The sequence below is a fragment of the Pseudescherichia vulneris genome (genome assembly GCF_902164725.1).
GTDB lineage: Bacteria > Pseudomonadota > Gammaproteobacteria > Enterobacterales > Enterobacteriaceae > Pseudescherichia > Pseudescherichia vulneris.
Window position 1 is genome coordinate 3,240,364 of the sequence record NZ_LR607338.1, and the last position, 21,343, is coordinate 3,261,706.

23 protein-coding genes are annotated in these 21,343 nt (G+C 58.5%); 17 read left to right on the forward strand and 6 right to left on the reverse strand.

Annotation, left to right across the window (positions count from 1 at the left end):
* Positions 1-133 precede the first annotated feature (133 nt).
* Positions 134-1,564 (forward strand): 6-phospho-beta-glucosidase, encoded by a 1,431-nt coding sequence (locus FN633_RS13500; protein ID WP_154058051.1) that lies wholly within the window; start codon positions 134-136, stop codon positions 1,562-1,564.
* A gap of 44 nt (positions 1,565-1,608) precedes the next feature.
* On the opposite strand, the gene FN633_RS13505 is transcribed toward FN633_RS13500, so the two are convergent.
* Both FN633_RS13505 and flk read right to left on the reverse strand, forming a co-directional pair.
* The gene (locus FN633_RS13505) at positions 1,609-2,673 is read right to left on the reverse strand and encodes an SDR family oxidoreductase (RefSeq protein WP_154058052.1); all 1,065 of its coding nucleotides are present in this window, start codon (positions 2,671-2,673) and stop codon (positions 1,609-1,611) included.
* Positions 2,674-2,755: 82 nt separating this feature from the next.
* Positions 2,756-3,763: a flagella biosynthesis regulator Flk gene (gene flk / locus FN633_RS13510; RefSeq protein WP_154058941.1), complete on the reverse strand. Its 1,008-nt coding sequence runs from the start codon at positions 3,761-3,763 to the stop codon at positions 2,756-2,758.
* Positions 3,764-3,888: 125 nt separating this feature from the next.
* Between flk and pdxB the strand changes: the two genes are divergently transcribed.
* The 15 genes from pdxB to hisP all read left to right on the forward strand — a co-directional run bounded on the left by pdxB (position 3,889) and on the right by hisP (position 17,932).
* On the forward strand, positions 3,889-5,025 hold the full coding sequence (gene pdxB / locus FN633_RS13515; RefSeq protein ID WP_154058053.1) for a 4-phosphoerythronate dehydrogenase PdxB: 1,137 nt from the start codon (positions 3,889-3,891) through the stop codon (positions 5,023-5,025).
* A 66-nt stretch (positions 5,026-5,091) separates the two neighbouring features.
* Positions 5,092-6,105, forward strand: a complete 1,014-nt coding sequence (locus FN633_RS13520; RefSeq protein ID WP_154058054.1) for an aspartate-semialdehyde dehydrogenase — start codon at positions 5,092-5,094, stop codon at positions 6,103-6,105.
* A complete protein-coding gene (gene truA / locus FN633_RS13525) occupies positions 6,105-6,917 on the forward strand; it encodes a tRNA pseudouridine(38-40) synthase TruA (RefSeq protein WP_154058055.1) in 813 nt (270 codons plus the stop codon). The genes FN633_RS13520 and truA overlap by 1 nt, the downstream gene beginning before the upstream one ends.
* 25 nt (positions 6,918-6,942) lie before the next feature.
* Positions 6,943-7,602 carry a DedA family protein gene (locus tag FN633_RS13530; protein WP_154058056.1) on the forward strand — a complete coding sequence of 220 codons (660 nt, stop codon included), beginning with the start codon at positions 6,943-6,945 and terminating at the stop codon, positions 7,600-7,602.
* Between the two features lie 103 nt (positions 7,603-7,705).
* Entirely contained in the window at positions 7,706-8,620 is a 915-nt protein-coding gene (gene accD / locus FN633_RS13535) for an acetyl-CoA carboxylase, carboxyltransferase subunit beta (protein ID WP_154058057.1), read from the forward strand.
* A gap of 69 nt (positions 8,621-8,689) precedes the next feature.
* Complete coding sequence (folC, locus tag FN633_RS13540; RefSeq protein WP_154058058.1) at positions 8,690-9,958, forward strand: bifunctional tetrahydrofolate synthase/dihydrofolate synthase; 1,269 nt, start codon at positions 8,690-8,692, stop codon at positions 9,956-9,958.
* A complete protein-coding gene (dedD, locus tag FN633_RS13545; RefSeq protein ID WP_154058059.1) occupies positions 9,948-10,652 on the forward strand; it encodes a cell division protein DedD in 705 nt (234 codons plus the stop codon). The genes folC and dedD overlap by 11 nt, the downstream gene beginning before the upstream one ends.
* A 185-nt stretch (positions 10,653-10,837) precedes the next feature.
* Positions 10,838-11,326, forward strand: a complete 489-nt coding sequence (gene cvpA / locus FN633_RS13550) for a colicin V production protein (protein ID WP_042389529.1) — start codon at positions 10,838-10,840, stop codon at positions 11,324-11,326.
* A gap of 33 nt (positions 11,327-11,359) precedes the next feature.
* Positions 11,360-12,877 carry an amidophosphoribosyltransferase gene (gene purF / locus FN633_RS13555; protein WP_042389531.1) on the forward strand — a complete coding sequence of 506 codons (1,518 nt, stop codon included), beginning with the start codon at positions 11,360-11,362 and terminating at the stop codon, positions 12,875-12,877.
* Positions 12,878-12,972: 95 nt separating this feature from the next.
* Entirely contained in the window at positions 12,973-13,563 is a 591-nt protein-coding gene (locus tag FN633_RS13560; protein WP_154058060.1) for a UbiX family flavin prenyltransferase, read from the forward strand.
* A gap of 286 nt (positions 13,564-13,849) precedes the next feature.
* A complete protein-coding gene (gene argT / locus FN633_RS13565; protein ID WP_042389536.1) occupies positions 13,850-14,632 on the forward strand; it encodes a lysine/arginine/ornithine ABC transporter substrate-binding protein ArgT in 783 nt (260 codons plus the stop codon).
* Positions 14,633-14,883: 251 nt separating this feature from the next.
* On the forward strand, positions 14,884-15,666 hold the full coding sequence (hisJ, locus tag FN633_RS13570; RefSeq protein ID WP_154058061.1) for a histidine ABC transporter substrate-binding protein HisJ: 783 nt from the start codon (positions 14,884-14,886) through the stop codon (positions 15,664-15,666).
* 85 nt (positions 15,667-15,751) lie between these two features.
* Positions 15,752-16,438, forward strand: coding sequence for a histidine ABC transporter permease HisQ (locus tag FN633_RS13575; protein WP_154058062.1), 687 nt, complete (start codon positions 15,752-15,754; stop codon positions 16,436-16,438).
* Positions 16,435-17,151, forward strand: coding sequence for an ABC transporter permease (locus FN633_RS13580; RefSeq protein WP_154058063.1), 717 nt, complete (start codon positions 16,435-16,437; stop codon positions 17,149-17,151). The genes FN633_RS13575 and FN633_RS13580 overlap by 4 nt, the downstream gene beginning before the upstream one ends.
* Before the next feature lie 7 nt (positions 17,152-17,158).
* Positions 17,159-17,932 (forward strand): histidine ABC transporter ATP-binding protein HisP, encoded by a 774-nt coding sequence (gene hisP / locus FN633_RS13585; RefSeq protein WP_154058064.1) that lies wholly within the window; start codon positions 17,159-17,161, stop codon positions 17,930-17,932.
* A gap of 16 nt (positions 17,933-17,948) precedes the next feature.
* On the opposite strand, the gene FN633_RS13590 is transcribed toward hisP, so the two are convergent.
* From FN633_RS13590 to yfcG, 4 genes are all read right to left on the reverse strand, one after another.
* Positions 17,949-18,488 carry a GNAT family N-acetyltransferase gene (locus FN633_RS13590; protein WP_243731506.1) on the reverse strand — a complete coding sequence of 180 codons (540 nt, stop codon included), beginning with the start codon at positions 18,486-18,488 and terminating at the stop codon, positions 17,949-17,951.
* A 64-nt stretch (positions 18,489-18,552) separates the two neighbouring features.
* Positions 18,553-19,446, reverse strand: coding sequence for a TIGR01777 family oxidoreductase (locus tag FN633_RS13595; RefSeq protein WP_154058065.1), 894 nt, complete (start codon positions 19,444-19,446; stop codon positions 18,553-18,555).
* Positions 19,447-19,465: 19 nt separating this feature from the next.
* Complete coding sequence (gene folX, locus FN633_RS13600; protein WP_042389544.1) at positions 19,466-19,828, reverse strand: dihydroneopterin triphosphate 2'-epimerase; 363 nt, start codon at positions 19,826-19,828, stop codon at positions 19,466-19,468.
* 74 nt (positions 19,829-19,902) lie between these two features.
* Positions 19,903-20,532, reverse strand: coding sequence for a GSH-dependent disulfide bond oxidoreductase (yfcG, locus tag FN633_RS13605; protein ID WP_154058066.1), 630 nt, complete (start codon positions 20,530-20,532; stop codon positions 19,903-19,905).
* A gap of 133 nt (positions 20,533-20,665) precedes the next feature.
* Between yfcG and yfcF the strand changes: the two genes are divergently transcribed.
* Positions 20,666-21,304, forward strand: coding sequence for a glutathione transferase (gene yfcF / locus FN633_RS13610; RefSeq protein WP_154058067.1), 639 nt, complete (start codon positions 20,666-20,668; stop codon positions 21,302-21,304).
* Positions 21,305-21,343 lie beyond the last annotated feature (39 nt).

Below are 21,343 nucleotides of genomic sequence, written 5' to 3' on the forward strand. Positions count from 1 at the left end.
CCGGCAAAGTAAAAAGGAGCCCTCTGGCTCCTTTTTTTATGGCTAAAGCCATGGGCAATTATGTGACACGCGTCCGGCAATCTGCCGCATCGGTTGCTATCCTCCCCTATATTCCAACGAAGAGGGGGTACAGATGCCTGGATTTAAAGCAGATTTTCTTTGGGGCGGGGCGGTGGCCGCGCATCAGCTGGAGGGCGGCTGGCAGGAGGGCGGCAAAGGCATTAGCGTTGCCGACGTGATGACCGCCGGGCGGCATGGCGTGCCGCGAGAAATTACCGAAGGCGTCATTGAGGGGAAATACTATCCAAACCATGAAGGCATCGACTTTTACCATCGCTACCCGCAGGACATTAAGCTGTTTGCGGAGATGGGCTTTAAATGCTTCCGTACCTCTATCGCCTGGACACGTATCTTCCCTCGCGGCGACGAGCTGGAACCCAACGAAGCCGGGCTGCAGTTCTATGACGATCTCTTCGACGAGTGCCTTAAGTACAACATCGAGCCGGTGATCACCCTTTCACACTTTGAGATGCCCTATCACCTGGTCACCGAATACGGCGGCTGGCGCAACCGGCAGACAATTGAATTCTTTGTTCGCTTTGCCAATGCCGTCTTTACCCGTTACCAGAAGAAAGTGAAGTACTGGATGACCTTTAACGAGATCAACAACCAGGCCAACTTCAACGAGGATTTCGCGCCGTTCACCAACTCGGGGCTGCACTATAAGCCGGGTGAGGATCGCGAGAACATCATGTATCAGGCCGCGCACTACGAGCTGGTGGCCAGCGCGCTGGCGGTGGAAGCCGGGCACGCGATTAATCCGGAGTTTCAGATTGGCTGCATGATCGCCATGTGTCCGGTCTATCCGCTCACCTGCGATCCCAACGACATGATGATGTCGGTCAACGCCATGCATCGTCGCTACTGGTTTGCCGACGTGCACGTTCGGGGCTACTACCCGAAACACACCCTGAACTACTTTGCGCGAAAAGCGTTCAACCTCGATATGACCGAAGAGGATCTGCGCATCCTGCAGCGCGGCTGCGTCGACTACATTGGCTTTAGCTACTACATGTCGTTTGCCACCAAAGCCACCGAGGATAACCCTCGCCTCGACTATGACGAAACCAAAAGCCTGGTGACTAACCCGTGGGTAAAAGCCTCTGACTGGGGCTGGCAGATCGATCCGGTGGGGTTACGCTACTCGCTGAACTACTTCTACGATCTCTACCAGCTGCCGCTGTTTATTGTCGAAAATGGCTTTGGCGCTATCGACAAGCTGGAAGCGGACGGCACGGTGGACGACAGCTACCGTATCGCCTACCTGGGCGACCATATTCGCGAAATGAAGAAGGCGGTAGAGGAAGACGGCGTCGATCTGATGGGATACACCCCATGGGGATGCATCGACCTGGTCTCAGCGGGCACCGGCGAGATGAAAAAGCGCTACGGCTTTATCTATGTCGACAAGGACAATGAAGGGAAAGGCACGCTGGCGCGCAGCAAGAAAAAATCGTTCGACTGGTACAAAGAGGTGATCAGAAGCAACGGTGAGAACCTGTAGCGGGTAAAGCCAGTCAGCGGCTGCGCTGACTGGCTGGCACTGCATCAGGGGATAATCCGCTCGCTCTTGAGCCGATCAAACAGCCCGGTAAAGGCGTCCAGCGTGCTGCGATAGCCGATAAACCCGGCCTTGCGGCTTTTACTCATATCGGTAAAGGCCTCCATCGGGCGGCCCAGGTCGGCATCGGTATGCCACCAGGAAACCAGCTTGTTAATGTCCGCCTCACGCAGCTGATGGTGCGCGGCAATCGTCCGCCAGGCGGCCTCGGCTTCCAGCATCCGACCCTCCAGAGGCATCATCTTCTCAGGGTAGGGCGCGGCCTCAATACCAAAATAGGCGGCGAGGCGCGGCCACAGCCACTTCCAGCGGAACACGTCCCCGTTAACGGCGTTGAAGTCTTCGTTGGCCGCTGTCGGGCTGGTGGCTGCCCATTCCAGCTGCTCGGCCAGCAGGCTAGCATCGGTCACGTCCGACACGCCGTTCCACTGCTCAGGGGAGCCTGGGAAGATAAAGGGCCAGCCTTTTTCCCGGCACAGGGTGGCGTAAACCGCCAGCGTCTGGCCCATGTTCATGGCATTGCCCAGCGCATAGCCGACAATGGTATGCGGACGGTGCACGCTCCAGCGATAGCCATACTTCTCGGCCCCGGCGAAAAGCTCATCCTCCTGGGCATAGTAGAAGTTCTCCACTGGCTGCCGACCCTGCTCTTCGCGGAAAGGGGTCACCGGGACAGCGCCTTTGCCGTAGGCTTCAAACGGACCAAGATAGTGCTTAAGTCCGGTGACCAGCGCCACGTGCGCCCCGTGCAGACGGTTACCCAGCGCCTCAATGACGTTTTTCACCATCGCGCCGTTCACGCGGATATTCTCTTTCTCGCTCTCCTGACGCGCCCAGACGCTAAAGAAGAGCGCATCCGGTTTGACCGACTTCAGCGCTTCGTTGACCGCCGCCGCGTCGGTCAGATCCGCTGTCAGGCTGGTACAGCCCGCAAGCACGTCGCCGCGTCCGCGTGACAGACCGGTAACTTCCCAGCCCTCTTCCAACAGCTTCTCTGCCAGGGCGCGTCCAATCACGCCGCTGATACCCACTATCAATGCTTTTTTGCGCATCGCGCTCTCCTCTTAACCAGGTCAGATAAAAAGCCTAATAGAGAATTGCGTTCTTATCCCGGTTATCTGCGTCAGGTGCGTGTTAAATCACCAGCCAGATCAACGCCAGCACTACCAGCAGCGCGATGGCAATCAGGCCCGGACGGGCAGAAAGCGACTTGAACGACTCCATCACCGGGGCGAACAGTGGGTTGTAGATCGGCTGGATATGACGCGGCTCCAGCAGGGCCTCGTTGCGTTCGGCGCGGCGCAGGAAGATGTGGTTGAGCAGATCCTGCACCTGGGCGGTGGTCAGCACCGTTTGCGGCGTGACCTGATACGTCTGCTGGGCATAATCCTGAATGCCCTGCCATTCGCGCGCGTCCAACGGCTGCTTCAGGGCCGACTGCACCGTATGCAGGGTCGGTGCCGATTGGGTGCTCAGCGTCTGGCGCGCCTGCAGCCAGGTCAGCAGGTGGGTAAACTGTTTGGCCGGGATCGGCTCGCCGGTCTTCGCGCCGGAAAGCTCAATCATCGACTGCCAGATCAGCTTGCTGGATTCACCCGTGGCGGCAGCCAGCTTGGTGACCGCCTGGTTCAGCGTATTGTGCTCGGCAGGCAGCATCGGGCGATCGGTGGCCGGGCGCTGCTGCGGCTGGGGGATCGCCAGCTCGCCTTTCTGCAGCATCACCAGCACGGTTTTAAGCTGCTCGGGAGAGAGCTGGCTGAGCGCCGTCTGGCCAAACTGATGGCGGATAAACGTGCTCACCGCCTGGCGATTGTTGCCCTGGCCCAGCAGCTCCGTTAGCTGCGAGAGCACCTGGCGGTTAGCGTTATTCTGGACGGCACCCTCCAGGCGCTGGGTCAGGCTCTGCTCGGCGGCAGGGAAGTGCCTGGAGAGCAGGGGAGCATCGTTTTTTAAACCCAGATCGTGCTTCACCCCGGCCCATACTTCGGCGCTCTGCTGCTGGGTCAGGGCCACCAGACGGGTAATCAGCCTCTCCAGCACCGTGCGCTGCTGGGTGGAGAGGGGCTGGTCGCCTGCGGCTGTGGTGGGGGTGGTCGGCTCTTGCCCGGGAGGGCGCGCCGGCGCACCCTGAATGGGTTGCATCATCTCTGTCCTTCTCTCTTACCTATGCGGCTCGCGTAACGGTCTGCGGCATTGTCAGTATGCCTGGCGGCGAGATTATGGCACACTTGCGCCGTTATCTCCCGTTCTCATACAGGTACCGTAACGTGAAAATCCTCGTTGATGAAAATATGCCTTATGCCCGCGAACTCTTTAGCCGTCTGGGCGAGGTTAAACCCGTTCCTGGCCGCCCGATCCCCGAGGACGAGCTGGCTGACGCGCAGGCATTAATGGTGCGCTCCGTCACTAAGGTCAATGCGTCACTGCTCAGCGGGACCGCCGTTAAATTTGTCGGTACGGCTACCGCCGGAACCGATCATGTCGATCAGGCGTGGCTGGGCGAGGCGGGGATTGGCTTCTCTGCGGCACCGGGCTGCAACGCGATTGCGGTGGTGGAGTACGTCTTCTCCGCCCTGTTGATGCTGGCCGAGCGCGACGGTTTTGTGCTGAAAGACCGCACCGTGGGCATTGTCGGCGTCGGCAACGTCGGGTCGCGTTTACAGGCGCGGCTGGAGGCGTGGGGCGTACGCACCCTGCTGTGCGATCCGCCGCGTGCCGATCGCGGCGATGCGGGGGATTTCCGCCCGCTGGAAGAGTTGGTGCGCGAGGCTGATATTCTCACCTTCCACACGCCGCTGTTCAAGGAGGGGCCGTACAAAACGCTGCACCTTGTCGACGACGCGCTGATCGGTGCCCTGAAGCCGGGCGCGATCCTCATCAACGCCTGCCGGGGCAGGGTGGTGGACAACGCCGCACTGCTCACGCGTCTGGAGGCCGGGCAGGATCTCAGCGTGGTGCTGGACGTATGGGAGCCGGAGCCGGATCTCAACGTCGAGCTGCTCAAGCGTGTCGACATCGGTACGCCGCACATCGCAGGCTATACGCTTGAGGGCAAGGCGCGCGGCACCACCCAGGTCTTTGAAGCCTTTAGCGCGTTTATCGGCCATCGCCAGCAGGTTGCCCTCGATACCCTGCTGCCCGCGCCGGAATTTGGCCGCATCACCCTGCATGGCCCGCTCGATCAGCCAACGCTGAAAAGAGTGGCCCATTTAGTGTATGATGTGCGCCGCGACGATGCACCCCTGCGTAAAGTGGCGGGCATCCCGGGTGAGTTTGATAAGCTGCGCAAAAACTATCTTGAGCGCCGCGAGTGGTCATCGCTCTATATTCAGTGTGATGACGCCGAGGCCGCAAGCCTGCTGCACAAGCTCGGTTTTACCGCCGTCTATCACCCGACGCACTAAACTTATTCTCTTTCGCTCTCCGCCCTGCTGCGGGGAGCGTACTGCTATTGTCTGGAGTAAACCACCATGTCAGAAGGCTGGAACATTGCCATCCTGGGCGCAACCGGCGCTGTCGGCGAAGCCCTGCTCGAAACGCTTGCTGAGCGTCAGTTCCCGGTGGGCGATCTGTATGCGCTGGCCCGTCACGAGAGCGCCGGTAAAGACCTGCGCTACGTGGGTAAAACAATCTATGTCCAGGACGCCGCCGAGTTTGACTGGACGCAGGCGCAGCTGGCCTTTTTCGTGGCTGGTGCGGAGGCTTCAGCTACCTATATTGAAGAGGCGACCAACGCGGGCTGCCTGGTGATCGACGCCAGCGGCCTGTTTGTGCTGGAGCCGGACGTGCCGCTGGTCGTGCCGGACGTTAACCCGTTTGTGCTGGCCGACTACCGCAATCGCAACGTGATTGCCGTTGCCGACAGCCTCACCAGCCAGCTGCTGACCGCGCTGAAGCCGCTGATTGAGGAGGGTGGCCTGTCGCGCATCGCCGTGACTAACCTGCTGTCGGTCTCAGGTCAGGGCAAGGCGGCGGTAGATGCGCTGGCCGGGCAGAGCGCCAAGCTGCTCAACGGCATTCCCGTCGATGAAGAGGACTACTTTGGCCGTCAGCTGGCGTTCAACATGCTGCCGCTGCGGGTTGATGGCGAAGGCAGCGTGCCTGACGAGCGTCGCGTCGTCGACCAGGTACGCAAGGTGCTGCAGGATGACGGTCTGATGATCTCCGTTAGCAGCGTCCAGGCGCCGGTCTTCTACGGTCACGCACAGATGGTTAACTTTGAAGCCCTGCGTCCGCTGGCGGCGGAAGAGGCACGCGACGCCTTTGCCCGTGGCGAAGATATCGTTCTCTCTGAAGCCGGTGAGTTTCCGACCCAGGTGGGAGATGCCTCCGGTAGTACTCATCTCTCCGTTGGCTGCGTGCGTAACGACTACGGCATGCCGGAGCAGATCCAGTTCTGGTCCGTTGCCGACAACGTGCGCTTCGGCGGCGCGCTGATGGCGGTGAAGATCGCCGAGAAGCTGGTCCAGGAGTATCTCTACTGATGTCAGAGGTGCAGGAGAAGCCGGTCTATCGGATCGCGCTGGGCATTGAGTACGACGGCAGCAAATATTACGGCTGGCAGCGGCAGAACGAAGTCCGCAGCGTGCAGGAGAAGCTGGAGAAGGCGCTCTCGCAGGTCGCGAACGAGCCGATCTCGGTCTTCTGCGCGGGCCGCACCGATGCGGGCGTGCACGGCACGGGGCAGGTGGTGCACTTCGAAACCACCGCCCTGCGTAAAGACGCCGCCTGGACGCTGGGCGTAAATGCGAATTTACCTGGTGACATTGCGGTGCGCTGGGTGAAAGATGTGCCCGATGATTTTCATGCCCGATTTAGCGCCACGGCTCGCCGTTACCGCTACGTCATCTACAACCATCGTCTGCGTCCGGCGGTGCTTGGCCAGGGCGTGACGCACTACCATCAGCCGCTGGACGCGGAGCGGATGCACCGCGCGGCCCAGTGTCTGATTGGCGAGAATGACTTTACCTCGTTCCGGGCGGTACAGTGCCAGTCGCGCACGCCGTGGCGTAACGTGATGCACATTAACGTAACCCGTTACGGTGCATATGTGGTGGTCGATATCAAAGCCAATGCCTTTGTACATCATATGGTCAGGAACATTGTCGGCAGCCTGATGGAAGTAGGCAGCCACAACCAGCCGGAGAGCTGGATAGCAGAGCTGCTGGCGGCAAAGGATCGTCGGCTTGCAGCGGCAACGGCAAAAGCGGAAGGGCTGTACCTGGTCGCGGTAGACTACCCCGCCAGGTTTGAACTGCCGGTATTGCCTATGGGTCCGCTGTTTTTAGCGGACTAAATGCAGACAGACAAAGGCTAATGACATGGATTTTATCTACTTTCTGATCGACTTTATCCTGCACATTGATGTGCATCTGGCGGAGCTGGTGGCCGAATACGGTATCTGGATCTACGCCATCCTGTTCCTGATTTTATTCTGTGAAACCGGGCTGGTGGTCACGCCGTTCCTGCCGGGCGACTCGCTGCTGTTCGTGGCCGGGGCGCTCTCTGCGCTACCGAGCAACGATCTCAACGTGCATATAATGGTGATGCTGATGATTGTTGCGGCGATCCTCGGCGATGCGGTCAACTACACCATTGGCCGTCTGTTTGGCGATCGGCTCTTCAGCAATCCCAACTCCAAAATCTTCCGTCGCAGCTACCTCGATAAGACCCATGCGTTCTACGATAAGCATGGCGGCAAGACCATCATTCTGGCGCGATTTGTGCCGATCGTCAGAACCTTTGCGCCTTTTGTGGCGGGAATGGGGCATATGTCCTATCGTCATTTTGCGGCTTATAACGTCATCGGCGCGCTGCTGTGGGTATTGCTGTTTACCTATGCAGGCTATCTGTTTGGCGATCTCCCGGTGGTGCAGGAGAATTTGAAGCTGATGATCGTCGCGATTATCGTGCTCTCTATCCTGCCAGGCGTAGTCGAAATTATTCGTCATCGACGGGCGGCATCACGACAGGCAAAATAGGAACCCGGCAACGGTTCGACCACTTTTTTGTCCCAAGTTGCCGACTGTTATGTTTTAATGTGCACCATTTCTGGGCTACCAGGTTCATGCAGAAAGGTTATCAATGAGCTGGATTGAACGAATTAAGAGCAATATTACTCCCACCCGCAAGGCAAGCATCCCTGAGGGCGTGTGGACCAAGTGTGACAGCTGCGGTCAGGTGCTTTACCGTGCCGAACTGGAGCGTAACCTGGAGGTCTGCCCGAAATGTGACCACCACATGCGTATGTCAGCGCGTAATCGCCTGCATAGCCTGCTGGATGAAGGGTCAATGGTGGAGCTGGGTAGCGAGCTTGAGCCGAAAGATGTGCTGAAGTTCCGCGACTCCAAAAAGTATAAAGATCGTCTGGCTGCGGCTCAGAAAGAGACCGGTGAGACAGACGCGCTGGTGGTGATGAAAGGCACTCTGCATGAGATGCCGGTTGTGGCAGCGGCCTTTGAGTTTGCCTTTATGGGCGGCTCCATGGGCTCGGTTGTCGGCGCGCGTTTTGTACGTGCCGTTGAGCAGGCGCTGGAAGACAACTGTCCGCTGATCTGCTTCTCTGCCTCCGGCGGGGCGCGTATGCAGGAAGCGCTGATGTCCCTGATGCAGATGGCGAAAACCTCTGCCGCGCTGGCAAAAATGCAGGAGCGCGGTCTGCCGTATATCTCCGTGCTGACCGACCCGACCATGGGCGGCGTCTCTGCAAGCTTTGCGATGCTGGGCGATCTCAACATCGCTGAGCCGAAGGCGCTTATCGGCTTTGCCGGTCCGCGCGTTATCGAGCAGACCGTGCGTGAGAAACTGCCGCCGGGCTTCCAGCGCAGCGAGTTTCTGATTGAGAAAGGCGCGATTGATATGATCGTGCGTCGCCCGGAGCTGCGCCTGAAGCTGGCGAGCATTCTGGCGAAGCTGATGAACCAGCCTGCGCCTAACCCGGATGCACCGCGTGAAAGCGTGGTCGTACCGCCGGTACCGGATCAGGAAGTCGGGATCTGATAAATCAGGAGGCAGGGCCAGCCGGCTCTGCCTTTTTTCTTTTCACACTGGCAGCAATCCCCGGGCACTATGGAAACGAAAAGCACTCCTCAAGCCACGTCGCCCCTGGCCACGTGGCTTTCTTATCTGGAAAACCTGCACGGTAAAACCATCGATATGGGTCTTGAGCGCGTCAGCCGGGTGGCCGCGGCGCTGGATGTCCTGAAGCCCGCACCTTTCGTCTTTACCGTGGCGGGCACCAACGGCAAAGGCACCACCTGCCGCACGCTGGAGTCGATTCTGCTGGCGGCAGGCTATCGGGTGGGTGTCTACAGCTCGCCCCATCTGGTGCGCTATACCGAGCGCGTGCGCGTGCAGGGCGGTGAGCTGCCCGAGCTGGAGCATACCCGTTCGTTTGCTGCCATTGAGGCCGCTCGGGGCGAAACCTCGCTCACCTATTTTGAGTACGGCACCCTCTCAGCGCTGTGGCTGTTTAAGCAGGCCGCGCTGGACGTGGTGATCCTCGAAGTCGGGCTGGGCGGACGCCTTGACGCCACCAACATGGTGGATGCCGACGTGGCGGTGGTCACCAGCATCGCCCTCGATCATACCGACTGGCTGGGGCCGGATCGCGAAAGCATTGGCCGGGAAAAAGCCGGGATCTTCCGCGGCGGCAAACCTGCGGTGGTGGGTGAACCCGATATGCCGCATACCATTGCCGAGGTGGCGAGCGAGAAGGGAGCCAACCTGCTGCGTCGCGGGGTCGACTGGCACTACGCGGTAGCGGATAATAGCTGGACATTTCAGGATGCCGCGGGCGAGCTATGCGCGCTGCCGCTGCCTCAGGTTCCACAGCCCAATGCGGCGACCGCCCTGGCGGCGCTGCGGGCCAGCGGACTGACGGTAAGCGAGCAGGCGATCCGCGACGGCATCGCCGGGGCGATCCTGCCGGGGCGTTTTCAGACGGTGAGCGAATCACCGCGCCTGATCCTCGACGTGGCGCATAACCCGCACGCGGCGGCCTACCTGGCCGAGCGGCTGACGGCGCTGCCGTCCCACGGGCGCGTGCTGGCGGTGGTCGGGATGCTGCATGATAAAGACATTGGCGGCACGCTGGCCTGTCTGGAGCGCTGCGTCGATAGCTGGTATTGTGCCCCTCTGGAAGGGCCACGTGGCGCGACGGCGGAGCAGCTGCTGGCCCATCTGAAAGGCGGGGCGGCATTTGCTGACGTCGAGCAGGCGTGGCGCGCGGCGATGGCGGATGCCAGACCTGAAGATACCGTGCTGGTGTGTGGTTCATTCCACACGGTGGCACATGTCATGGAAGCGATGGACGCGGGGAGAGCAGGTGGCAAGTAAGTTTCAGAACCGTTTAATGGGAACCATTGTGCTGGTGGCGCTGGGGGTGATTATCCTGCCAGGGCTGCTTGACGGGCAGAAAAAACACTATCAGGACGAGTTTGCGGCGATACCGCTGGTGCCGAAGCCGGGCGATCGCGACGAGCCGGATATGATGCCGGCGGCAGCGCAGGCGCTACCGGCCCAGCCGCCGGAGGGCGCTGCGGAAGAGGTGCGGGCGGGCGATGCCGCCGCGCCGTCGCTGGACACGTCTCGCCAGGCGCTTGAAGGCAGCGCGCTTGAGGCGGAGCAGTACCCGGTAGAGACGCCGAAAGCGAAGCCGGTGGAAAAGGCACAGCCTAAGCCACAGCCGCAGCCGCAGCGTGACCGGGCCAGCGAGCAGTTAGCCGCCGCGAACGACGCGCCGGTGGTCCCGCCTAAACCGGCGGCGGAGGAGAAGCCTGCGCCAACCGGCAAAGCCTGGGTCGTCCAGCTTGGGGCGTTGAAAAATGCCGATAAGGTCACCGAGATCGTTGGCAAACTGCGTGGAGCAGGGTATCGCGTTTACACTATTCCAAATACGCCGGTACAGGGTAAAATAACCCGCATTCTGGTCGGCCCGGACGCCTCCAGAGACAAGCTAAAAGGATCGCTTGGTGAGTTAAAACAGCTCTCAGGCTTAAGCGGCGTGGTGATGAACTACAGCGCAAACTGATCCTTTAGCAGGTTAAAAAAAGCGCGACCGGCAGGCCTCAAAAGGCAAAAGGTCTGATGGCGTTGAATATTTTTTCAGCGCCATTTTTATTTTCGCGCGGCACGGAAATCGCTACGCAAACGTTTTCTTTTTCTGTTAGAATGCGCCCCGAACTGGACGACAGGGCGTAAAATCATGGGACACATATGGTCTGGATTGATTACGCCATCATCGCGGTAATAGGTTTTTCCTGTCTGGTTAGCCTGATCCGTGGCTTTGTACGTGAAGCGTTATCGCTGGTGACATGGGGTTGTGCTTTCTTTGTTGCCAGTCATTACTACACTTACCTGTCTGTTTGGTTCACGGGCTTTGAAGACGCACTGGTGCGGAACGGAATTGCTATCGCAGTACTGTTTATCGCAACGCTGATTGTCGGCGCTATCGTTAACTACATTTTCGGCACCCTGGTGGATAAAACCGGCCTGTCGGGAACCGACAGGGTGTTGGGGATTTGCTTCGGTGCGCTACGTGGGGCGCTGATTGTTGCCGCAATCCTGTTCTTTCTCGATACCTTTACCGGGTTCTCGAAAAGCGATGACTGGCAGCGTTCGCAGCTGATCCCGCAGTTCAGTGTCATCATCAGGTGGTTCTTTGACTATCTGCAAAGCTCGTCTAGTTTTTTGCCCAGGGCGTAAGCCCTGTGATGTGGCCTAGCGAGGAAAAGACGTATGTGCGGTATTGTCGGTATCGCCGGTGTTATGCCGGTAAACCAGTCGATTTATGACGCGTTAACGGTGCTTCAGCACCGTGGTCAAGATGCCGCAGGCATCATCACTATCGATGAAAACAACTGCTTCCGTTTACGTAAAGCGAACGGGATGGTTAGCGATGTATTTGAAGCCCGCCACATGCAGCGCCTCCAGGGGAATATGGGTATCGGCCATGTGCGCTACCCAACAGCTGGTAGCTCCAGCGCGTCTGAAGCCCAGCCCTTCTACGTCAACTCGCCGTATGGCATCACGCTTGCCCACAACGGCAACCTGACCAACGCCCACGAGCTGCGTAAGAAGCTGTTCCAGGAGAAGCGTCGCCACATCAACACCACCTCCGACTCTGAAATCCTGCTCAATATTTTCGCCAGCGAGCTGGATAACTTCCGCCACTACCCGTTAGAGGCGGACAACATTTTTGCCGCTATCGCCGCGACTAACCGCCAGATCCGCGGCGCGTACGCCTGCATCGCGATGATTATCGGCCACGGCATGGTCGGCTTCCGCGATCCCAACGGCATCCGTCCGCTGGTGCTGGGCAAGCGTGACATCGGCGACGGCCGCACCGAGTACATGATGGCCTCTGAGAGCGTGGCACTGGATACGCTGGGCTTTGAATTCCTGCGTGACGTCGCGCCGGGTGAAGCGGTCTATATCACTGAAAAAGGCCAGCTCTCTACCCGCCAGTGTGCCGACAACCCGGTCAGTAACCCGTGCCTGTTTGAGTACGTCTACTTCGCCCGTCCGGACTCCTTTATCGACAAGATCTCCGTCTACAGCGCCCGCGTCAATATGGGTAAAAAGCTGGGGGCGAAGATTGCCCGCGAGTGGGAAGATCTCGACATTGATGTGGTGATCCCGATCCCGGAGACCTCCTGCGATATCGCACTGGAGATCGCCCACATTCTGGATAAACCCTACCGTCAGGGCTTCGTGAAGAACCGCTACGTTGGCCGCACCTTTATCATGCCGGGCCAGCAGCTGCGTCGTAAATCCGTGCGCCGCAAGCTGAACGCTAACCGCGCCGAGTTCCGCGACAAGAACGTGCTGCTGGTGGATGACTCCATCGTGCGCGGTACCACCTCGGAGCAGATCATTGAGATGGCACGCGAAGCCGGGGCGAAGAAAGTTTACCTCGCCTCTGCGGCACCGGAGATCCGCTTCCCAAACGTCTACGGCATCGATATGCCGACGGCAAACGAGCTGATCGCCCACGGGCGTGAAGTGGACGAGATCCGCCAGATCATCGGCGCTGATGGCCTGATCTTCCAGGACCTCAACGATCTCATCGACGCCGTGCGCGCCGAGAACCCGGATATCCAGCAGTTTGAGTGCTCGGTGTTCAACGGCATCTACGTGACCAAAGACGTTAACCAGCAGTACCTCGACTACCTCGACTCCCTGCGCAATGACGATGTCAAAGCCGTGCAGATGCAAAACGATCTCGAAAGCTTAGAGATGCATAACGAGGGTTAATTCTCTCTTGCGCCCTGCATTCGCGGGGCGCTTCAACGTTGCAACGTCCGCCATAATCCGGCAAAGTCCTCTCACGTAAGTAAAAGGACGGGAATATGAAACGACTGATTATTGGCATCTCGGGTGCCAGCGGGGCCATCTACGGCGTGCGTCTGCTGCAGGTGCTGCGCGACGTGGCTGAGGTGGAAACCCATCTGGTGATGAGCAACGCCGCCCGCCAGACGCTGGCGCTAGAGACCGATCTCTCCCTGCGTGACGTGCAGGCGCTCGCCGACGTGGTACATGACTCGCGTGATATCGCTGCCAGTATCTCCTCCGGCTCGTTTAAGACCGCCGGCATGGTGATCCTTCCCTGTTCTATTAAAACCCTCTCCGGCATCGTTCACAGCTATACCGACAGCCTGCTGACCCGCGCGGCGGACGTCGTGCTGAAAGAGCGCCGTCCGTTAGTGCTCTGCGTACGGGAAACGCCGCTGCATCTTGGCCATCTGCGGCTGATGACCCAGGCTGCGGAGCTGGGCGCAGCAATCATGCCCCCGGTCCCGGCCTTCTATCACCGCCCGCAGACCCTCGATGACATCATCAACCAGACGGTCAATCGCGTGATCGATCAGTTCGACATTGACCTGCCGGAAGATCTCTTTACCCGCTGGCAGGGACCCGCTGCTTCCAATGCGTCAAAATAGTGCACCTCACCTGGATTGCCCTGTTTCAGGGCAAATCTGCAAGCGCGATCATATCCTCGACATTTAACCGCTGTTTTCAGTTTGTAACGCTGCGGTTCATTTAGCAGACCTGCTATCTTTCACCCTAACGGTAATGCTGCAACCTTTTATTAACATTTCTGATAGCGATTATTATTCGTTATGAGAAAGTGGCATAAGACGTGCAAGCATCAGCGGGTAACACAACTCAACGTTAGACAACAACAACACGCAATAGATAATAAAATCAGAAACTCGAGGGTAATGTATGAAGAAGACGGCTGTAGCTCTCTCTTTACTGCTGGGACTCTCCAGCGCCGCCAGCGTTTACGCTGCGCTTCCCCAGACCGTGCGCATTGGTACGGACGCAACCTATGCGCCATTCTCGTCTAAAGACGCGAAGGGTGAGTTTGTCGGCTTTGATATCGACCTCGGTAACGAGATGTGCAAGCGTATTCAGGTTAAGTGCACCTGGGTGGGCAGCGACTTTGACGCGCTGATCCCCTCCCTGAAAGCCAAGAAAATTGATGCCATCATCTCCTCTCTCTCCATTACTGAAAAGCGCCAGCAGGAGATCGCCTTCTCCGATAAGCTCTACGCGGCGGATTCACGCCTGATCGCGGCGAAAGGCTCGCCGATCCAGCCGACCATTGAGTCGCTGAAGGGCAAGCACGTTGGCGTGTTACAGGGTTCCACCCAGGAAGCCTTTGGCAATGCCAACTGGCGCAGCAAAGGCATTGATGTCGTTGCCTACCAGAACCAGGATCTGATCTACTCTGACCTCGCTGCCGGTCGCCTGGACGCCGCCCTGCAGGATGAGGTTGCCGCCAGCGAAGGCTTCCTTAAACAGCCTGCCGGGAAAGAGTTCGCCTTTGCTGGTCCGTCGGTAAAAGATAAAAACTTCTTCGGGGAAGGCACCGGGGTTGGCCTGCGCAAAGACGATACCGAGCTGAAAGCCGCATTCGACAAAGCGCTGGGTGAAATCCGCAAAGACGGTACCTACGACAAGATGGCGAAAAAATACTTCGACTTTAACGTCTACGGTGATTAAGTGACGGAACGTCTTTGCACCAGGGGGGTGATCCAGCGTGGTGCATTGATGTGGTTGATGCCTTACGGCGGTGCGGTAGACGTACTTATGTCAGGCAGCGGGACCTAAAACAGCATAGTTAAGCAGTGGCGCTGCAAAAAAAAGCGCCCGGCAGGGCAGAATATTTTGCCTTGCCGGGCCGAATAATGGCACGATAGCCGTACCGTATTCTGTGCAAAATCCCGTTAAAAGACCGTCAGTTGAGGATGTTTATGAATAAGTTGGTATTATCGCTTTCTCTGGTACTTGCTCTCTCCAGCGCGTCCAGCGCTTTCGCTGCTATTCCGCAAAAGCTGCGTATTGGCACCGATCCTACCTACGCACCGTTTGAATCGAAAAATGCGCAGGGTGAATTAGTGGGTTTTGATATCGATCTGGCTAAAGAGCTGTGTAAACGCATTAATACCCAGTGTACCTTCATTGAGAACCCGCTGGATGCGCTGATCCCCTCGCTGAAAGCGAAGAAAATCGATGCCATCATGTCCTCGCTCTCCATTACCGAGAAGCGTCAGCAGGAGATCGCATTTACTGACAAGCTTTATGCGGCAGATTCACGTCTGGTGGTGGCGAAAGCCTCTAACATCCAGCCGGACCTGTCGACCCTGAAAGGCAAACGCGTCGGCGTTCTGCAGGGCACCACCCAGGAGACCTACGGCAACGAACACTGGGCGGCGAAAGGCGTTGAGATCGTCTCCTATCAGGGCCAGGACTCTATCTATGCTGACCTGACCGCGGGCCGTATCGATGCCGCGTTCCAGGACGAAGTGGCCGCCAGCGAAGGTTTCCTGAAAACCCAGGCGGGCAAAGAGTACAAATTTGGTGGCCCGTCCATCAAAGATGAGAAGCTGTTTGGCGTGGGTACCGGCATGGGCATTCGCAAAGAGGATAATGAGCTGCGCGAAGCGCTGAACAAAGCCTTTGCCGATATGCGTGCCGACGGTACCTATGAAAAGCTGGCGAAAAAGTATTTCGATTTTGATGTTTACGGTGGCTAATCCCCACCTGTGACAAACGTGCGCCCCCTCCCGTAACGGGAGGGGAAAAGACACGGCAGACACTACACACCACGGGGCAGGCTGCATGCTGTACGGGTTTTCTCAAGTTATATTCCAGGGCGCTGTCGTCACGCTGGAGCTGGCGCTCAGCTCCGTTGTGCTGGCCGTGCTGATAGGTCTGGCGGGGGCGGGGGCCAAGCTCTCTCACAGCCGCCTGCTGGCCGCTATTTTTGAAGGCTACACCACGCTTATCCGTGGCGTGCCCGATCTGGTGCTGATGCTGCTCATCTTCTACGGGCTGCAAATCGCACTGAACGGCGTCACTGACGCCGTCGGCATGGCGCAGATTGATATCGACCCGATGATCGCCGGTATCATCACCCTCGGCTTTATCTACGGAGCCTACTTTACGGAAACCTTTCGCGGGGCGTTTATGGCCGTGCCGAAAGGGCATATCGAGGCGGCGACCGCCTTTGGCTTTACCGGCGGACAGATCTTTCGCCGCATCCTCTTTCCGGCCATGATGCGCTATGCCCTGCCGGGAATTGGTAACAACTGGCAGGTGATCCTCAAGGCCACCGCGCTGGTGTCGCTGCTGGGCCTCGAAGACGTGGTCAAAGCCACCCAGCTCGCCGGAAAAAGCACCTGGGAGCCGTTCTACTTCGCCGTGGTCTGCGGACTTATCTACCTGGTATTTACCACCGTCTCTAATGGTGTGCTGCTTCTGCTTGAACGCCGCTACTCCGTGGGTGTGAAGAGGGCTGACCTGTGATCGAGATTATTCAGGAGTACTGGCGCGCCCTGCTGTGGACCGACGGCTACCGCTTTACCGGCGTGGCGATCACCCTCTGGCTGCTGATCCTGTCGGTAGTGATGGGTGGCATCCTTGCGCTGTTTCTCGCCATCGGGCGCGTCTCCAGCAACAAATTTATCCGCTTTCCTATCTGGCTCTTTACCTACGTTTTTCGCGGCACGCCGCTCTACGTCCAGCTGCTGGTCTTCTACTCCGGGATGTACACCCTGGAGATTGTGAAGGGCACGGAGCTGCTGAACGCCTTTTTCCGTAGCGGCCTGAACTGTACGGTGCTGGCGTTAACGCTGAATACCTGCGCCTACACTACCGAGATTTTTGCCGGGGCGATCCGTTCGGTGCCGCACGGCGAGATTGAGGCAGCGCGGGCTTACGGCTTCTCATCGGTGAAGATGTACCGCTGCATTATTCTGCCGTCGGCGCTGCGCATTGCGCTGCCTGCCTACAGCAATGAAGTGATCCTCATGTTGCACTCGACGGCGCTGGCCTTTACCGCCACCGTCCCGGATCTGCTGAAAATTGCCCGTGATATTAACTCGGCCACCTACCAGCCCTTTACCGCGTTTGGTATTGCCGCCGTGTTGTACCTGATCATCTCCTATGCGCTGATCAGCCTGTTCCGCAAAGCGGAAAAGCGCTGGCTGAAGCATATGAAACCTTCTTCGACGCACTGAGAATACGATGTCCGAGAATAAATTAAACGTTACAGATCTGCACAAGCGCTACGGCGAACACGAGGTGCTGAAAGGGGTATCGCTGCAGGCTAACGCGGGCGATGTGATCACCATTATCGGCTCGTCGGGATCCGGCAAGAGTACCTTCCTGCGCTGCATTAACTTTCTTGAAAAACCAAGCGAAGGCACGATTGTAGTGAGCGGGCAGAACATCACCCTGGTGCGGGATAAAGACGGCCAGCTGAAGGTGGCTGATAAGCATCAGCTGCGGCTGCTGCGTACCCGCCTGACCATGGTGTTCCAGCACTTTAACCTCTGGAGCCACATGACGGTGCTGGAGAACGTGATGGAAGCGCCGATTCAGGTGCTGGGGTTAAGTAAGCAGGAGGCGCGTGAGCGGGCGGTGAAGTATCTGGCAAAGGTCGGTATTGACGAGCGTGCTCAGGCGAAATACCCGGTGCACCTCTCCGGCGGCCAGCAGCAGCGCGTTTCCATTGCCCGCGCGCTGGCGATGGAGCCTGAGGTGCTGCTGTTTGACGAGCCGACCTCGGCGCTGGATCCTGAGCTGGTGGGCGAAGTGCTGCGCATCATGCAGAAGCTGGCAGAAGAGGGGAAAACCATGGTGGTGGTGACCCATGAGATGGGCTTTGCCCGCCACGTCTCTTCCCACGTGATCTTCCTGCATCAGGGGAAAATTGAGGAGGAGGGCAAGCCGGAGGCGCTGTTTGACAATCCGCAGAGCCCACGCCTGCAGCAGTTCCTTAAAGGATCGCTGAAGTAAGGTTCCGGCCCTCTCCTTAACCGGGGAGGGCTGAGCTGAACGCCTGGTCGGTCAGACGGTAGACCCAGTCATCGTGAAACACGCCGTTCAGGCGATAGACCTTCTGCAAGATCTCCACTCGACTAAACCCTAGCTTCTCCAGCACGCGCTGGGAGCCGACGTTCCCTGCCAGCACCCACGCATTGAGCGCCGTGACACCCGCCTCGTTAAATGCGTAGTGACAGAGCGCGCGCAGGGCTTCGCTGGCGTAGCCCTGACCCTGAGCGTAGGTAGCAATGCTGTAGCCGACATCTGCCTCCTGCGGGTTCTCTCCCGACCGGCTTAGACCAATATCCCCCAGCGGAGCCCCTGTTCCCTGCTGGCGAATCACAAACGCCCCGGCGTCGATCAAACGCGCATCAAACACCCGACGAATATCCTGCTGTGAGGCGATATCCGCCATAAAGCGCATAATTGCCGGATCGCGGCGCAGGCGCAGGAAAAACGGCCAGTCAGATTCCTGAAAGGGAGAGAGGGTCAGGCGGGGGGTGGTCAGCGTCAGCATGGTAATCATCATTCTGGTGAATCAGTCGATTACATTATCACCAGAATGATAGGTTGGTGCTATTTATTTTAACGATTCAGCGCAGCACGTCCGCCAGGGCCTCATCCAGATCGTACCAGCGAAAACCAAACCCGGACGCTTCCAGACGCTTGGGCAGCGCGCGCTGGCCGCCGAGCACCAGCACCGAGGATTCACCCATGAGTAGACGCACGGCGCTGGCCGGGGCGCGCATGAAGGCCGGACGGTGCAGGGCGTGGCCGAGGGCATGGGCGAAGCGTTCGTTATGCACCGGGTAGGGGGAGACCATATTAAATGGGCCGCGCAGATCGTTATCCAGCAGCCAGAGAATGCCGTTGACCATATCATCGATATGGATCCAGGCCAGATACTGTCGTCCGCTGCCGATCGGGCCGCCGAGGCCGAGGCGGAACACCGGCAGCATTTTTGCCAGCACGCCGCCTTTCGGGGCAAAGACTACCCCGGTGCGCAGCAGGCAGACGCGAGTCTGGTCGCTTAGCGCGCCGCAGGCAATCTGCTCCCAGCGAGCACAAAGCTTGTGGGTAAACTCATTGTGCGGCGGCTCCTCTTCGGTGACGACCACCTCGCCGAGATCGCCGTAGTAACCCGTGGCCGATCCGGAGATCAGCACCGAGGGCGGCGTAGCGCTGGCCTTGATCAGATCCACCAGCGTCTGAGTGATCTCCCAGCGGCTGTTGCACAGGCGCGCTTTTTGCGCCTCGCTCCAGCGCTTGTCGGCAATCGGTTCGCCCGCGAGGTTAATTACCGCATCGATGTCGTTGAGATCGTGGCGATCGCCAACTCCTTTGCAGAAGATCACGCCATCGCCCAGCGCGCGGCGCGCCCGCTCCGGGCTGCGGGTAACTACCGTCACCGTATGCCCTAGCGCCAGCAGGCGAGGAACAAGATGGCTGCCAATCAGGCCGGTACCGCCGGTAATTAAAATCCTCATGCAACCTCCTGGGCTGCGCTTAACGTCGCCAGCTCATACTCATCGACACCGAGTCGGCATACCGTAGCGCGTAAAGTTTATCGATCTCCACTTCAGCATAGGTAACCCAGTGATGTTCGCGTGCGATATCGAGCACATCCTGGGTTAATTTTTCCAGCAAAAAGAAGCGATTATTTTCAATATGCTGAATTATGTTTTTAGTAATTGTACGGTAGTTCAGCGCATCGTTAATATCTTCACTGGCCCGCGCTTTGTCCGCGGGGTAGTGGATGACCACGTTGACCACGATATCCTGGCGGTTAGCTATCTCCTCGTCTTTGATGCCGATAAAGGTCCGCAGGCGCAAATTTTTTATACGTATGACAGCGTCTGGTTGCGACATGGTAAATTCCCTCTGTGTAGTGATTGTCGCTATCATACACGAGGTTAAACGGCCCGCCCACACGGGCGAGACGGCTAATTCTGCGCAATTTTTTGCATAGCGCGCACGGTGGCGGGACGGGTGCGAATGCGCTCGAACCAGTTGTTTACCGCCGGGTAGCTGCTGAGGTTGATCCGCTGGCGTTCGTGGGCATTGATCCACGGCCAGGCGGCGATGTCGGCGATGCTGTAGTGCTCGCCGCCCAGCCAGGGCACGCGCTCCAGCCGCTTGTTCATCACGCCGTAGAGACGCTGGGTTTCAACCTGAAAACGCTCGATAGCGTAGGGCACCGGCTTGGGAGCAAAGTAGTTAAAGTGGTGATTCTGCCCGAGCATTGGACCCAGGCCGCCCACCTGCCAGAAGAGCCACTGCAGCGTCAGGTGCCGTTCGCGCAGCTCGCCGCTGAGCAGCATGCCGCTCTTCTCTGCCAGATAGAGCAGGATCTCCCCGGATTCAAATAGGCTAAGCGGCGCGCCACCGTCGACAGGGGCATGGTCTACGATGGCGGGAATTTTATTATTCGGCGAGATCTCCAGAAAGTCAGGGCGAAACTGATCGCCTTTGCTGATATCGACGCGGATCAGACGGTAATCCAGCTCTGCCTCTTCCAGAAATAGCGTGATTTTGTGACCGTTAGGGGTGGGGGCGTAATAGAGATCGATCATCTCAGCTCCTGTCAGGGAATAAAGTCGCAAACAGGAGTATAGGCGCTGGTGGGCGAGGCGGGATTTTCAGGCAGTGACAGCCCGCACAGGACGCTATATTTTAGATGAAATTCGATAATTCAATGAGGGTACCATGGGCGAGCCAGCAATAACGTTGTGGTCTGATGCAGACTTTTTCTCTCCTTACGTCATGTCGGTGTACGTCACCCTGCACGAAAAGGGGTTGCCGTTCACGCTAAAGACCGTCGACCTCAACGGCGGAGAACACCTGCGCCCGGAGTGGAGGGGCTACCACCTCAGCCGCCGCGTGCCGCTGCTGGAGGTTGATGGCTTTGAGCTGACGGAATCCTCGGCGATTAGCGAATACCTTGAGGAGCGTTTTGCGCCGCCGGAGTGGGAGCGCGTCTACCCTCACGATATCCAGAAGCGGGCCAGAGCACGGCAGATTCAGGCCTGGCTGCGTAGCGATCTGATGCCTATCCGCGAGGAGCGCTCGACGGACGTGATCTTCGCTGGCGTGAAAAAGCCCCTGCTGAGCGAGGCGGGCCAGCGGAGCGCAGAAAAACTGTTCACCATTGCTGGCGCGCTGCTGGCCCATGCCAATCCGAATCTGTTTGGCGAATGGTGCATTGCCGATGCCGACCTGGCGCTGATGCTGAACCGGCTGTTGCTTAACGGCGACGAGGTTCCCGAGCGCCTCGCAGACTATGCCGCCTTCCAGTGGCAACGCTCGTCGGTGCAGCGTTATATCGCCCTTTCGGCCGCGCGCTGAAGCTGTTTAGCATCGGCAAATCCGTTATCATGAAGCACA